We start from the raw sequence: 12,579 nt of genomic DNA on the forward strand, positions 1-12,579 counted from the left end.
TATTGCATGCCCACCGCTTCAGGCGGAACCGTTGGCCTCGACGCCGGCGACGGCGGGCCGACCGATCGGCAGCGGCGGCTCGCGCTGCAACTGGCGGACATGATCCCGGGAGCAGCAACGATCCGGATAAGCCTGACCAACCCGGCGACGGGCTGGCCCCACCCGCACGCCGTCGCCCGGGACGAGCAGGGGCAGCGGATCGAGCTGAACCGGACGACCTCGGCGGTCGCCGCGCGCTGGATTCTGCGCGCCTGGCCGACGGCGGACTGGACCATCCCGCACACCCTGGAGCTCGCTGACGCCGTTCTCACCCGGAGCGACCTGCTCGCCGTGAGCGGGGCCGCTGACGTGGCTCGAATCCGGACCGTCAAGTCGGAGGCGTTCACCTCCGAGTCCCTGGCCTGCGTCACCGTCGAGGCCGAGCGGACCTTCTTCGGACTGCTCACCCAGGCCGACGACGAAGGCCGGCACCGGGACAATCCCGCGATCATCGCCGGCGTGCTGTGGCCGCTGCGGGCCGAGCACACCTCCGTCCACGTCGAGGACGACCTCGCCCAGCTCGCGGACGCGGGTCTGGTCTGCCGGTACACCGGCTGCGACGGAAAGCGGTACCTGCACATCGTCGGCTGGGCCGAACATCAGAAGATCGACAAGCGCAGCCAGTCACGGATGCCGGTATGCACCGAGCACCACGCCGATCACCGGTGCGGCAGGTGCAGCGGCCCGTGCCGAAGCCTCGCCGAACCGTCCGCGACTGCTCCCCAGCCCCTCGCCGAGGGTTCGGCGAAGGCTCCCGGAGCCCTCCCCGAACCCTCGGCGAGCGCTCTCCGAGCCCTCGCGTCACCGTCGAGCCCGGCACCGGCAGCCTCTGCGACCGGTGTTGGCGCCCCCGGAGCCGGCGCGGACACCACGTCCGGTCCGGAGGAAGCCGCTGCCCCGGCAAGCGGAGAATCCACAGGTCACAGCGCTTCCACCGAGTCCTCGGCGAACCCTCCGCGAGCCCTCGCCGAAGGCTCGGCGCCTGGATCTGGGATCTTGGATCGTGGATCTTCTGTTCCTACGGGGCGCCAAGCGCCCGGCGCACCCGATTCGCCCGGCACACCCGATCCGGTCGGCGCGTCCGCTGTCTCGGCGAAGGACCTGATCGGCGAGTACGTCGCCTCGTGCCGGGAGCGCCCGCCCGGCGACGTAATCGGTCACCTGGGCCGGGTGGTCAAGAAGCTTCTCGCGGAGGGCATCGGGGTGGATCACGTGCGGGCCGGGCTGCGCCGGTACGCCGAGATCCAGGGGCACCCGTCGCGGCTGCCGTCGCTGGTCAACGACGCGATAAACGCCCCCGGCGGCTTGGGCTCCGGCTTGGTCCGTCCGGCATCGCGGTCTACCGTGCCCGCTCACCGGGCGTGGACCAACCCGGCCGACCCTGCTGCCGCCTACGCCGAGGAGCTGTGATGCGCACCCGAAGCCGCGAACCGCAGCCCCTCGCCGGAACCGGAGCCCTGGACCGGGTGGCCCGGATTCTGGCCGCCCGCGACATCGACCCGACCGCACTCACCGTGGCGCCGACCGTGGCGGAGGCACCCGACGCGTACGCACCGCTGGACGTCCTGCAGGCCAGGATGCTGCCGCGCTACCGCAACGCCGTGGCCGACCACCCGCAGGTCCTGGCCTGGTGCCGGGAGGTCGCAGCGCAGGCGGTCGCCCCGGGCATCGGCGCGCGCCGGCAGGTGGCCACGGGGCCCTCGCTGCTGATGGCCGGAGTGGTCGGCGCGGGCAAGACGCACCAGGCGTACGGGGCCCTGCGCGCCCTGGCCGAAGCCGGAGTCGGAGTGCGGTGGCGGGCGACGGCCGCCGCGGACCTGTACGCCGAACTGCGCCCGCGCACCGGCGTGGACACGGAGCGGGAGCTGGCGGCGGTGGCCCGGGTGCCGCTACTGATCCTGGACGACCTCGGCGCGGCCAAGGCCAGCGAGTGGACCGAGGAGATCACGTACCGGCTGATCAACCGCCGGTACAACCACATGCTGCCAACGCTGATTACCACCAACCTCGCGATCGGCGACCTGCGGGCGCACGTCGGCGACCGCGTCGCCTCCCGCCTGGCCCAGATGACCACGAAGGTCGCCTTCGACCTGGTCGACCGCAGACGCACCCGAGCAGCCTGACCCGCCGCCAGGCCGTCTCCGCCGGGCCCGCCCCCAGCGCGCCGCCCGCATGAACTTCCCCGACCAGGCATCTCCGCCGCCCGATCCGCGCGCGGAGAGCGATCGGAGCACACCGCGCATGCCCAGCACGCCGAACACCCCTGCCCGCCACCGCTCCCTGGGGGACCAGACGTGGCAGAACCGCGCCGCCTGCCGGCCCACCGAGCACCACCCGGTCGACCCCGAACTCTTCTTCCCCGACCCCGAGGAGATGGACAAGATCCGCGCCGCCAAGGCCCTGTGCAACCAGTGCCCCGTCCGCCGCACCTGCCTGGACGCCGCCCTGGAGAACACCGACACCCACGGCATCCGCGGCGGCCTCACCGAGGAGGAGCGCGCGCCGATGCACACCCGGCTTCCCCACCGGCTGGACTACTCCCGTGTGAACGCGGCCGTCGCCGGCCGAGACATCCACCTCACCCCGGCCGAACGACAGGCCGTCGTGCACGCCGCCTACCGCCACGGCCTGTCCGCCAGCCGCCTCGCGTGGATACTGAAGATTGACGAGGAGACCGCGCAGAAGCGGTATCGCGAGACCCGCCGAGCCCTGCGCCACCAAGACCTCGACCGGACCACCACCGCCAGTCCGCCGCCCGAGCACGGCGGACACCCCCTGGCCCGCGACGACTTCGGGACGGCCGCGTGAACCCCGCCGACGCGCCGACCGCGGCGCTCGTCACCGCCTGGGACCGCCTGGCCGTCATCGTCCTCGGCGGCGCCGGATGCGCCCTGTCCGCCAGCGCTCTCATGCAGATGGCCATCGCCATCCACATCCGTCCCGCTCTGTGCTGGCTCTTCCCGCTGGTCGTCGACGGCTTCATCGCATACGGCATCCGCGCCCTGCTCGTCCTGCGCACCGCACCGCTGCGCGCCCGCCTCTACGTCTGGACGCTGGTCGGCACCGCGACCGGCGTCAGCGTGTGGGCCAACGCGCTGCACGCGGTCCGCCTCAACCAGACCGCCGCCCCGGGCGGCGGACTGCAGCTCGGCGACACCGTGGTCGCTTACCTGTCCACGGTCGCCCCGCTCGCGCTTGCCGGAGCCGTCCACCTGTACATCCTCATCGCCCGGGGCCCGGACAGCCGCGCTGACCGAGCTGACCGAGTCGACCGAGGAGACCGCCCCGGTCAGGTCGGTCACCCGGGCGCGGCCAGCCCGGGGGACCGCACCGCGGTCACCGCGGTCGGCCTGCCCGACCAGCGGTCACCGCACGCCGGCCAGCGCGCTGCCGGTCAGGCGGTCACCGCGCCGACGGAACCGCCCCGCGCGACCCGCGACCGGCCCACCGCGGTCACCGGAGCACTGAACGGGGCAGCCGGCACCGGTCCGGTCACCGGTCATCACGATGCCCAGCCGCAGCGGGACCAGGGCGCTGACCAGGACGGTCAGCCAGACAACAGTCAGGCGGACAGCGGCCGACCGGTCGCCACCCGCGCCGCCGGCCACCCGCCGGCCGGTGACCGCGAAAGCCGCAGAACCGGTGACCGGCGCGCCGACCCGGACACCGAGGATCTGCTGGCGATCGCCCGGTCAGCGGTCAGGGCGGAGGACAAGCTGACCCGCAAGGTGGTCGCCCAGGCGATCCGCGGTCAGAAGATCCCGCTGTCCAGCGACACGCTGACCGCGCTGATGGCTCAGCTCCGCGAACAGCGCGACGAGCCGGTCACCGCCCGTCGGGACTGACCGCACGCCACGGGGCGGGTGACCGGACGACGTCGCCCGGTCACCCGCCCCGGACCGCCCCCACCGACTTCCTCCGACCGACTGGAGAGCACCGTCATGCGCACGACCCTCACCACCCCCGCTGAAGTGGACACCTGGCTGGCCGTCCTGGTCCGAAAAGGCCTCCACCGCGCCGAACACGGACCCGACCGCACCTGGATCGTGCAGCGCGGCCGGCACAGCCGCCCGTGGACCCTGCACCACCCGGTGCTCGCGATGGACTTCATCGAAGACGTCCTGCGCGACGTCCGCCGGCAGGACGCGGAACCCGGCCGATGACCGAGCCCGACCCGACGCACACCACCACGCAAGAACAGCGCGACACCAACTCGGCTCCTGGCGGAGCAAGTTGTCGCGTACGACGGTCCTACGGCCCGTCGAACGCACGTGACCCCGCCCAGGGGAGCGGGGAAGCCCGGTGGGTCCCCGAGCGAGGGCGCACGGGAACCCACCGGAGGCCCGGCACCAGGGGACGCCGGCCGCAGGGGGAGAAGCAACCGATCGCTCGACGACCGAGCAGCCCACCCCACGCACGCCCATCCCCGTGCCCGCGTTCCCCGACCGCGTGCCGCGCCGCCGCGCCCGCAACCCGAGCCGGCGCACCCACAAGCTGACCACGCGCCTGTCGCTCGACGAGAAGAGCGAGATCACCGCCGCCGCAGCTCAGCGCGCCGTCACCGTCGCCCGGTTCCTCGCCGCCGCAGCTCTCACCGCCGCCCGCGGCTCGCTCCCGGTGCGCAGCAACGAGCAACTCGACACGGCGATCGACGAGTTGGCGGCCCTGCGCACCGCGATCTCCCGCGTCGGCAACAACATCAACCAGATCGCGTACGTCTACAACTCCGGCGGCCGGCCCCGGCCCGGCGAACTCGACCACGCACTCGCCGTACTGACCCGCATCCTCGACCGCGTCGACGACACGGCCGACACTCTGGCGCGCAGGCGGGTGTGATGGTCCCGAAGATCCGGCGCGGCTCGCGCACCCACGGCGTGCTCGCCTATCTCTTCGGCCCTGGCAAACGCGACGAGCACACCGACCCCCACCTCGTCGGCTCCTGGGACGGCTTCGCTCCCGACCCCGGCCGCGACACCAGCTCCCGCCCCGACCCGAAGGCGACCCTCGCTCGCCTGGCCGCAGTCCTGGACCTGCGGGTCAAGCAGGCCGGCAGCAGTGCACCCGCCCAGCACGTATGGCACTGTTCGGTCCGCACCGACCCTCACGATCGTCGGCTGAACGACGCCGAGTGGGACACAGTCGCCCGCCGCCTCGTCCAGGCCGTGGGCCTCGCGCCCGAAGGCGACCCGGACGGCTGCCGCTGGGTCGCCGTACGCCACGCCGAGGACCACATCCACATCGTGGCCACCATGGTCAGGGGCGACCTGCGCCGCCCCCGCATGAACTACGACTTCAAGAAGGCCCAGGCCGAATGCCGCCGCATCGAAGGGGAGATGGGCCTGCGCCGGCTCAACCCCGGCGACGGCACCGCCGCCAAGAAGCCCACCAGCGCCGAACGGTTCAAAGCCGAGCGCACCGGCCGCGCCGAGACCCCACGCGAGACACTGCGCGAAGCCGTCCGCCAGGCGCTTGCCGGTGCCGCCGACGAGGCCGAGTTCTTCGCCCGGCTCCGCGACAAGGGCGTACGTATCACGACGCGCGAAGCTCCCTCGGGCGACACCACCGGCTACAGCGTGGCGCTGCCCGGCGACCGCAACCGCGACGGCACCCCGGTCTGGTTCCCCGGCTCCGCCCTCGCGCCCGACCTGTCCCTGCCCAAGATCCGCCTCCGCCTGACCGGCTCCTCCCCGGGCCACCACCCCGTGCCACCGCAGGACGGCCCCGCGCGACCGCCATGGTCACCGCCCGCCCGCGAGCGGCGCATCGCCACCGGCGCCGCCGAACGCGCGGCTCTCGTCCTTGACCGAGGTGGCGACGGAGCCGCCGGCCAGCTCGTCGGCATGGGCGAACTCCTGGACGCCGTCGCGCAGACCTCCCCGACCGCGACCCGAGCCGAACTGGCCACCGCGGCACGCGCCTTCGAACGCGCCACCCGTAGCCACACCCGCGCCGAACACGCCGACATGCGTGCCCTGCGCTCCGCCGCCCGCGGCATCGTCCGGGCCGGCGGGGCGCTGGGCCGGGGCGAAGACGGCGGCGCCACCGCGATGCTCTTGTCCACCCTGATCCTGGCCGCGATCGCCGCGGCCCGCTGGCACTCCGCCCGCGGACACGCCCAGCAAGCAGCAGCCGCTGGCCAGACCGCCCAGCACCTGCGAGCGGCCTACCGCCAAGCGGCCAACGCGCCTCTCCGGACCCTGCGCAGCCAAGGCCGAGCCCTGCCCGAAGCCCAACGTCGGGGCCTCGAAGCCACCATCCGCGCGGTGCTGCCGGAAACGTCCTCGGACCTGGGCGATGAGAGGAAGCACGACGCGCTGGCCGCCACCCTCGCCCAGGCCGAGCGAGCCGGCCACGATCCGCAGGCACTGTTGCGGCAGGCCATCGACATGCGGGAACTCGACACTGCCGACGACGTGAACGACGTCCTGGTCTGGCGCCTGCGCCGCCTGGCCGACCTCCCCGCCAACCCGGGCGGCGCCCCACGTTCCGCCACGACCGGCACCGCCCGCTCGACGGCAACGCCTCGCCGGACCGGCGTTCACGGCGCGCCACCGGCTGCGCCGCGAGCCCTCGCACCGGACTCCCGCGACCGCCCGCCGCGTCGCTGAGCCCCGGCCCGGCGGCCCCGCACCAGACCCGCCGGACCGGCCGAAATCCCTGGACAACCCACCCCACCTGCCGATACGGATGAACAGACCGGCTCAGAGACGGAGATGACGCTCGTGCTCAGAACGAACGACCACTTCACCGAGGCACCTCCCGTCCCGCCTGCTGCTCCTGCCGGCAGCGACCCGCTGCCGCAGCTCCAGCACGAACTCAAGGCTCCGTCCGGCCCCCGCGCCTACCGCTACATTCGCCATCCGCAGAAGCTGGCCCTGCGCGGCATCCCCGTCAGGTGCTCGGCCTGTCGGGCGCTTCGCGACTGGCTCCTGATCAACCAGGGCCGCATCACCTGGGTCCACTGCCGCTGCAACAACGAGTGGCACGAACCCGAGATCACCCGCGCCGCCTTCGAAGCACTGGCCCACCTGCCCGACACCACCACCTACGCCAGCGTGGAGGAGGGCGTGGCCGCCATGGGCTTCGACGGCAGCTTCGCCGGCACCTACCTGGAGTAAGGCCCGGTTCTGCATGACCTTCGATGCGCGCAGGGTGGACGGCGATGCACGGTGGTCACGGAGCGGGCGAAGCGGGTGAGGAAGGTGGCTTCCTCGATGGGGTGTCGCCACCGCCGGTCACGGCGGTGTCCCGGTCCTTGAACGAAAGAAAAAGCCTCAGCAACTTGATGTAGCCGGTCTGGTCGTCGTCGACCATCTCGTCGTCGAGCTTCTCGGTCGGGCCCCGTGTCCTCCATCAGGACGGGACCGTCGACGCCGTCGGGGAAGCCGGGAACTCCTCCACCTCGGTCGAGGTCGTCAGCGAGCCGCCGACGAAGACGGAGCTGCCGAAGAGCAGGGGCGTGAGCTGGGCGCGGGCGGTGTAGAGGGCGGCGGGCACCCGGCGGGGCCGGAGCCGATGATGACGACGTCGCGGATGCCGCCGCTCATGCCGACGGCTCCGGGGCGATCTCGGCAATCAGGCCCTCCACCAGCGTCTTGATCTCGTCGCGGATGGGGCGTACGGCCTCCACGCCCTGGCCGGCCGGGTCTTCGAGATCCCAGTCGAGGTAGCGCTTGCCGGGGAAGACAGGGCAGGTGTCGCCGCAGCCCATGGTGATGCACACATCCGACTCACGGACTGCATCGATGGTGAGGACCTTGGGGACCTCGGCGGAGATGTCGATGCCGACCTCGGCCATGGCCGCCACCGCCGCGGGGTTGACCTCCTTGCCCGGCGTGGAGCCGGCGGAGCGGACCTCGACGCGGTCGCCTGCGAGGTGGGTGAGCCACGCGGCGGCCATCTGGGAGCGGCCGGCGTTGTGGACACAGACGAACAGTACGGACGGCTTGTCGGGCATCGTCTTCGTTCTTCCTGATGGAGTCGGTCGCGGCAGCACGGGGCGAGGCCGCGGAAGGCGTGGGGAGCCCGGACGGGCTGGCGTCAGTCCCCGCTGATGTGAAAGTATCACCCCATGCTGACGTCAGTCGATACTGATCTGATCCGGGTTCTGGCCGATCCCCTGCGGCTGCAGATCGTCACCCTGCTCGCGCGCGAGACGCTGTGCACGACGCACCTGGTGGAGGAGACCGGAGCGCGTCAGACCAACCTGTCCAACCACCTGCGAGTGCTGCGCGAGGCCGGTGTCGTCGACACCGAGCCGTGCGGCCGGTTCACCTACTACAAATTGCGCCCCGCCGTTCTGGAGCAGCTCGCGGGGTCGTTCACCCAACTGGCGGCCACGGCCCGCCAGACGGAGCTGAACAACACCAAGCGTGCCTGTCCCTGATCGTCGCCGATTCCTCCCGCCGGTCTTTGAGGCCGCGCCGTTCCCGTACCCGGAGACCTTCTTGAGCGCCACCGATGCCGCTGCCGGACCCGTCGCCGCCCCCGCGCCCGCCGCGCCGCAACCGGCACCCGGCGCCACCCCGTCTCGGGCGCCCCTGGTGCGCCGGGCCGCTGCCGAACTGGTCGGCACCGCCGCCCTCGTCGCTGTAGTGGTGGGCTCGGGCGTCCAGGCCACCGAACTCACCCACGACGTGGCCCTGCAGCTGCTGGCGAACTCCACCGCCACCGTCTTCGGCCTCGGCGTGCTCATCGCTCTGCTCGGCCCAGTCTCCGGCGCGCACTTCAACCCTGTGGTCACCCTGGCCGAGTGGTGGACCGCCCGCCGCGGCGGAGGCGGAGTCACGTTGCGCGAGGCCGCGGTCTACATACCCGCGCAGATCGCGGGGGCGATCGGCGGCGCGGTCCTCGCGGACGCGATGTTCGGCAAGGTGCTGGTGGAATTCTCCAGCCACGACCGCAGTGCCGGGCACCTGCTGCTCAGCGAGGTCGTGGCCACCGCCGGGCTGATCCTGCTGATCTTCGGCCTGGCCCGCACCGACCGGCTGCACATGGCGGCCGTCGCGGTCGCCTCCTACATCGGCGCCGCGTACTGGTTCACGTCCTCCACCTCGTTCGCCAACCCGGCCGTCGCCATCGGCCGCGCCTTCACCGACACCTTCGCCGGCATCGCACCCGGTTCGCTGGCCGGCTTCGTCGCCGCCCAATTGGTCGGCGCGGTGGTGGGCCTCGCTCTGGTCGCGGTCGTCTTTGGCGAACCGGCGGCGGCACCCGCCGACGGCTGACGCGGCGGGCGCCGCAGTGGACCGAGGATGTCGGCTGTTAGCGCTGCACGCTGCTGGTGTCGATGAGGCGGGCCAGTACGCTGAGGACGGCCAGCTGCTCCAGGGCCTCGTGCTGGGTCCACTCGGCGGTGTCGTGCGCCGCGGGGTTGCGTATGGCGAAGAAGGCGGCCAGTCCCAGCTGGAGCGCGCCGCGCTGACGGCTCTGGGTGGTGGGGCTCGTGGGGTCGCCGGCCACGCGCAGGCGCGGCTTGCCCGCCTCAGCCGGCTTGTCGCTGAAGGCCTCCTGTATCACCTTGTCGTCGGAGATGTCGGTACGGCCCAGCTTGGTCTGGGTGTGGGCGTTGATGGAGCTGGCAGCGGCGTGCACGGCTGCCCGGTAGTGGCGCGAGTCCCAGAAAGTGCGGGCCGCGTCCCAGATCCACGGGTGGAAGCGGTCGGCCACCAGACTCGGAGCGTCTGGTGCCAGCCGGACCTTCCACTCGTCCAGGTCGGCCAGGATGCCCAGGGCCCGTTGCGCCTGGTGGCGTGCGGTGGCCTCGCCGGCCATCTGGTCGATGTCGACCTTCTCGGCGAGCTGCGGATCCAGCGTCCGCAGAATCTGCTTGACGGTCGGTTCCGCGCGGTGCAGCTGGTCGTACAGCCGCTCGTCGCCCAGATACTCACCGGGCGGGGTGCTTCGTTCGTACGCGAGGCAGAGGTTGCTGAACGATTCCAACTGCTGCCGCATCCAGTCGCGATCCACGGCCACAGGCTAGAGGACCGGTCCGACAATACGAGTGGACCTCGCGTCAGCCGGCCGCGGCGGGAAGGTCGAGCATGGTTGCCATGCCTGCGACCACCGAGGGTGCCACCGCGTAGTAGACCCACGTGCCGCGGCGCTCGGAGGTCAGGAGCCCTGCTTCGCGGAGCTTCTTCAGGTGGTGGGAGACGGTCGGCTGGGAGACGCCGACGTCCTGGATGTCGCACACGCACGCTTCCCCGCCCGGGTGCGAGGCGATCTTGGAGAACAGGCGCAGCCGGACCGGGTCGGACAGGGCCTTGAACATCGCGGCCATTCTCTCCGAGTCCTCCACCGACAGCTCGCCTGCGGTGATCGGCGGGCAGCACAGCACGGTCGGCGCGTCCTGGAGGACCGACAGCTCGGCCAACGGCGACGACGGGTTCGACATGCGTCTATGTTGACACTCGTCGATAGTGAGGCAACCTCGGGGATATCGACAGATATCGAAACAGTGGCCGGGTCACCGTCCGGCCGCCCGGAAGAAGGGCACCGCCATGTCAGCTCCCGCCACCGGGGACCTGCCGGTCGTCGTCATCGGCGCCGGCCCCGTCGGCCTCGCCGCCGCCTCCCACCTGACCGAGCGCGGCCTGACCCCGCTCGTCCTGGAGGCCGGCCCGCGCGCCGGATCCGCAGTCCGCGAGTGGGGCCACGTGCGGCTGTTCTCCACGTGGGCCGAGCTGACCGACCCCGCTGCCGAGAAGCTGCTGGCTCCCACCGGCTGGGCCAAGCCCGATGCGGCTACCTACCCCACCGGCAAGGAGTGGGCGGAGGCGTACCTCCAGCCACTCGCCGACACCCTCGGCGACGCCGTACGGTACGGCGCCACGGTGACCGGGGTCTCCCGCGTGGGCCGTGACCGGATCGTCGACGCCGACCGCGATATCCAGCCCTTCACCGTTGACTATCGGCTCGCCGACGGCCGCGAGGAGCGCGTGCTGGCCCGCGCGGTCATCGACGCTTCCGGCACCTTCACCCTCCCCGCACCCGCCGGCGGCAATGGCCTGCCGGCCCTCGGCGAGCGCGCCGCGGCCGACCGCATCACCTACCGCGTCCCCGACCTGGCCGATCCCGCCGTCCGCGCCCGGTACGCCAGGCGGCGCACCGCCGTGATCGGCTCGGGAGCCTCCGCCTTCACCGCGCTGGCCTCCCTCGCCGACCTGGCCAAGGAGGAGCCCGGCACCCACGCGCTGTGGGTGCTGCGCCGCGGCATCTCCGGCTCCACCTTCGGCGGCGGCACCGCCGACCAGCTCCCCGCCCGCGGCGCTCTCGGCTTGGCGGCCAAGGCCGCCGTCGACGACGGACACGCCGACGCCGTCACCGGTTTCCGTACCGACGCGATCGAGACCGACGGCGACGGCCGCCTGGTCCTGGTCGGGGACGACGGCCGCCGACTGGAAGCGGTCGACGAGGTCATCGTGCTGACCGGCCTGCGCCCCGACCTGACCTTCCTCGGCGAGATCCGCCTCGGCCTCGACGAGCGCCTCCAGGCCCCGCCCGCGCTCGCCGAGGAGATCGACCCCAACCAGCACTCCTGCGGCAGCGTCCGCCCCCACGGCCACCGCGAACTCGCCCACCCCGAACCCGACTTCTACATGGTCGGCATGAAGTCCTACGGCCGCGCCCCCACCTTCCTCGCCATGACCGGCTACGAGCAGGCCCGCTCGGTCGCCGCAGCGATCGCCGGCGACCTCGACGCCGCCGACCGCGTCGAACTCACCCTCCCCGAGACCGGCGTGTGCGGCGGCTCGGGCCTGTTCGACGACCCGACCGGACAGACGTCCTCTGGCTGCTGTATCCCCACGCCGCCGCTCGTCCAGATCGGCATCGGTTCCACCGCAGCCATCGAGATTGGCGAGTCCGGCAAGACGTCCGGCAGCTGCCGCGGCTGAGCCTGCCCTGCGTTGCCCGCCGACACCACGAGGCCCAACCAACACCGGGGACTGGTCGCGGCCCGCGCCGCGCTTCTGGCACTGGTCTCGCCTAGACCACCGGCTGCGGCACCCTTTCCTTCTTCCTCGCCACTCCTCCGTCATCCGGCGCGTGTAGTTGACGGAGGAGGTGCCGCACGTTGCAACCGCTGCCCGGTTGGGGGACACCCACCACGGGCGATGTGTCGCCTGATCTGGACGTCAGTTCTTCTTGGTGTACGTGGCGGCGGCGCGGGCCGCCGCGGTCTGGTCGGCGACGTCCGCAGCGAGCCGGAGCACCGTGCCTGCGGAGGGGTGTCCGAGCGGAGCCGCGGTGATGATCTGGCGGAAGAGCCTGAAGGCGGCGTGGGGGCTCTATTCAAACTGGCTGTCGGGGTAGGGCTGGTGGCCGTTGTCCATGGTGATGAGGTCGCGGCGGACCCGGCGGAGGGCGGTGACGTCTGTGCTGGGGCGCCGGGTGGTGCTGGCGGCTTCGATGGCGGCGTCGAGGAGCTGGTGGAGTGCCGGGTAGGCGGGGGTCCATGAGGCGGGGCGTTCGCTGGGCAGGGGAAGCCTTCGGCGGTCGTGATGTCTTCGGACGGTGCAATCGACATCGTGGTGCGGT

14 protein-coding genes and 1 pseudogene are annotated in these 12,579 nt (G+C 72.3%); 11 read left to right on the forward strand and 4 right to left on the reverse strand.

Going from position 1 to position 12,579, the window contains the following annotated elements:
* Positions 1-6: 6 nt before the first annotated feature.
* From VSR01_RS22315 to VSR01_RS22350, 8 genes are all read left to right on the forward strand, one after another.
* On the forward strand, positions 7-1,449 hold the full coding sequence (locus VSR01_RS22315; RefSeq protein ID WP_442785516.1) for a hypothetical protein: 1,443 nt from the start codon (positions 7-9) through the stop codon (positions 1,447-1,449).
* Positions 1,449-2,162 (forward strand): ATP-binding protein, encoded by a 714-nt coding sequence (locus VSR01_RS22320; RefSeq protein ID WP_326450938.1) that lies wholly within the window; start codon positions 1,449-1,451, stop codon positions 2,160-2,162. Before VSR01_RS22315 ends, VSR01_RS22320 begins: the two co-directional genes overlap by 1 nt.
* A gap of 118 nt (positions 2,163-2,280) precedes the next feature.
* Entirely contained in the window at positions 2,281-2,847 is a 567-nt protein-coding gene (locus VSR01_RS22325) for a WhiB family transcriptional regulator (protein ID WP_326450939.1), read from the forward strand.
* On the forward strand, positions 2,844-3,884 hold the full coding sequence (locus tag VSR01_RS22330; protein WP_326450940.1) for a DUF2637 domain-containing protein: 1,041 nt from the start codon (positions 2,844-2,846) through the stop codon (positions 3,882-3,884). The genes VSR01_RS22325 and VSR01_RS22330 overlap by 4 nt, the downstream gene beginning before the upstream one ends.
* Before the next feature lie 96 nt (positions 3,885-3,980).
* Positions 3,981-4,202 carry a hypothetical protein gene (locus VSR01_RS22335; RefSeq protein ID WP_326450941.1) on the forward strand — a complete coding sequence of 74 codons (222 nt, stop codon included), beginning with the start codon at positions 3,981-3,983 and terminating at the stop codon, positions 4,200-4,202.
* A 265-nt stretch (positions 4,203-4,467) separates the two neighbouring features.
* Positions 4,468-4,875: a plasmid mobilization protein gene (locus tag VSR01_RS22340; RefSeq protein ID WP_326450942.1), complete on the forward strand. Its 408-nt coding sequence runs from the start codon at positions 4,468-4,470 to the stop codon at positions 4,873-4,875.
* Entirely contained in the window at positions 4,875-6,647 is a 1,773-nt protein-coding gene (locus tag VSR01_RS22345) for a relaxase/mobilization nuclease domain-containing protein (RefSeq protein WP_326450943.1), read from the forward strand. Before VSR01_RS22340 ends, VSR01_RS22345 begins: the two co-directional genes overlap by 1 nt.
* A 105-nt stretch (positions 6,648-6,752) precedes the next feature.
* On the forward strand, positions 6,753-7,157 hold the full coding sequence (locus tag VSR01_RS22350; RefSeq protein ID WP_326450944.1) for a hypothetical protein: 405 nt from the start codon (positions 6,753-6,755) through the stop codon (positions 7,155-7,157).
* Here VSR01_RS22350 and VSR01_RS37885 read toward each other — a convergent pair.
* Positions 7,158-7,586, reverse strand: a pseudogene (locus tag VSR01_RS37885) (FAD-dependent oxidoreductase); the annotation flags it as partial. It lies immediately after the preceding gene.
* Positions 7,583-7,996, reverse strand: coding sequence for an arsenate reductase ArsC (locus VSR01_RS22365; protein ID WP_326450947.1), 414 nt, complete (start codon positions 7,994-7,996; stop codon positions 7,583-7,585). The gene VSR01_RS22365 and the pseudogene VSR01_RS37885, both read right to left, overlap by 4 nt.
* 114 nt (positions 7,997-8,110) lie before the next feature.
* On the opposite strand from VSR01_RS22365, the gene VSR01_RS22370 reads away from it, so the two are divergent.
* Together VSR01_RS22370 and VSR01_RS22375 are read left to right on the forward strand one after the other, a co-directional pair.
* Positions 8,111-8,425 carry an ArsR/SmtB family transcription factor gene (locus VSR01_RS22370; RefSeq protein ID WP_326450948.1) on the forward strand — a complete coding sequence of 105 codons (315 nt, stop codon included), beginning with the start codon at positions 8,111-8,113 and terminating at the stop codon, positions 8,423-8,425.
* A 61-nt stretch (positions 8,426-8,486) separates the two neighbouring features.
* Positions 8,487-9,266 (forward strand): aquaporin, encoded by a 780-nt coding sequence (locus VSR01_RS22375; protein WP_326450949.1) that lies wholly within the window; start codon positions 8,487-8,489, stop codon positions 9,264-9,266.
* Between the two features lie 37 nt (positions 9,267-9,303).
* Here VSR01_RS22375 and VSR01_RS22380 read toward each other — a convergent pair whose 3' ends face one another.
* Both VSR01_RS22380 and VSR01_RS22385 read right to left on the reverse strand, forming a co-directional pair.
* On the reverse strand, positions 9,304-10,008 hold the full coding sequence (locus VSR01_RS22380) for a TIGR02391 family protein (protein WP_326450950.1): 705 nt from the start codon (positions 10,006-10,008) through the stop codon (positions 9,304-9,306).
* A gap of 46 nt (positions 10,009-10,054) precedes the next feature.
* Positions 10,055-10,435 carry an ArsR/SmtB family transcription factor gene (locus VSR01_RS22385; protein WP_326450951.1) on the reverse strand — a complete coding sequence of 127 codons (381 nt, stop codon included), beginning with the start codon at positions 10,433-10,435 and terminating at the stop codon, positions 10,055-10,057.
* Positions 10,436-10,541: 106 nt separating this feature from the next.
* On the opposite strand from VSR01_RS22385, the gene VSR01_RS22390 reads away from it, so the two are divergent.
* Positions 10,542-11,936 (forward strand): NAD(P)-binding domain-containing protein, encoded by a 1,395-nt coding sequence (locus tag VSR01_RS22390; protein WP_326450952.1) that lies wholly within the window; start codon positions 10,542-10,544, stop codon positions 11,934-11,936.
* Positions 11,937-12,579 lie beyond the last annotated feature (643 nt).

It is taken from the genome of Actinacidiphila sp. DG2A-62 (genome assembly GCF_035825295.1).
GTDB lineage: Bacteria > Actinomycetota > Actinomycetes > Streptomycetales > Streptomycetaceae > Actinacidiphila.

What these genes read in the sequence shown, in the direction of transcription:
- VSR01_RS22315 (WP_442785516.1), top strand. Translation starts at nt 7, where the DNA reads ATGCCCACCGCTTCAGGCGGAACCGTTGGCCTCGACGCCGGCGACGGC.
- VSR01_RS22320 (WP_326450938.1), top strand. Translation starts at nt 1,449, where the DNA reads ATGCGCACCCGAAGCCGCGAACCGCAGCCCCTCGCCGGAACCGGAGCC.
- VSR01_RS22325 (WP_326450939.1), top strand. Translation starts at nt 2,281, where the DNA reads ATGCCCAGCACGCCGAACACCCCTGCCCGCCACCGCTCCCTGGGGGAC.
- VSR01_RS22335 (WP_326450941.1), top strand. Translation starts at nt 3,981, where the DNA reads ATGCGCACGACCCTCACCACCCCCGCTGAAGTGGACACCTGGCTGGCC.
- VSR01_RS22345 (WP_326450943.1), top strand. Translation starts at nt 4,875, where the DNA reads ATGGTCCCGAAGATCCGGCGCGGCTCGCGCACCCACGGCGTGCTCGCC.
- VSR01_RS22350 (WP_326450944.1), top strand. Translation starts at nt 6,753, where the DNA reads ATGACGCTCGTGCTCAGAACGAACGACCACTTCACCGAGGCACCTCCC.
- VSR01_RS22365 (WP_326450947.1), bottom strand. Translation starts at nt 7,996, where the DNA reads ATGCCCGACAAGCCGTCCGTACTGTTCGTCTGTGTCCACAACGCCGGC.
- VSR01_RS22370 (WP_326450948.1), top strand. Translation starts at nt 8,111, where the DNA reads ATGCTGACGTCAGTCGATACTGATCTGATCCGGGTTCTGGCCGATCCC.
- VSR01_RS22385 (WP_326450951.1), bottom strand. Translation starts at nt 10,435, where the DNA reads ATGTCGAACCCGTCGTCGCCGTTGGCCGAGCTGTCGGTCCTCCAGGAC.
- VSR01_RS22390 (WP_326450952.1), top strand. Translation starts at nt 10,542, where the DNA reads ATGTCAGCTCCCGCCACCGGGGACCTGCCGGTCGTCGTCATCGGCGCC.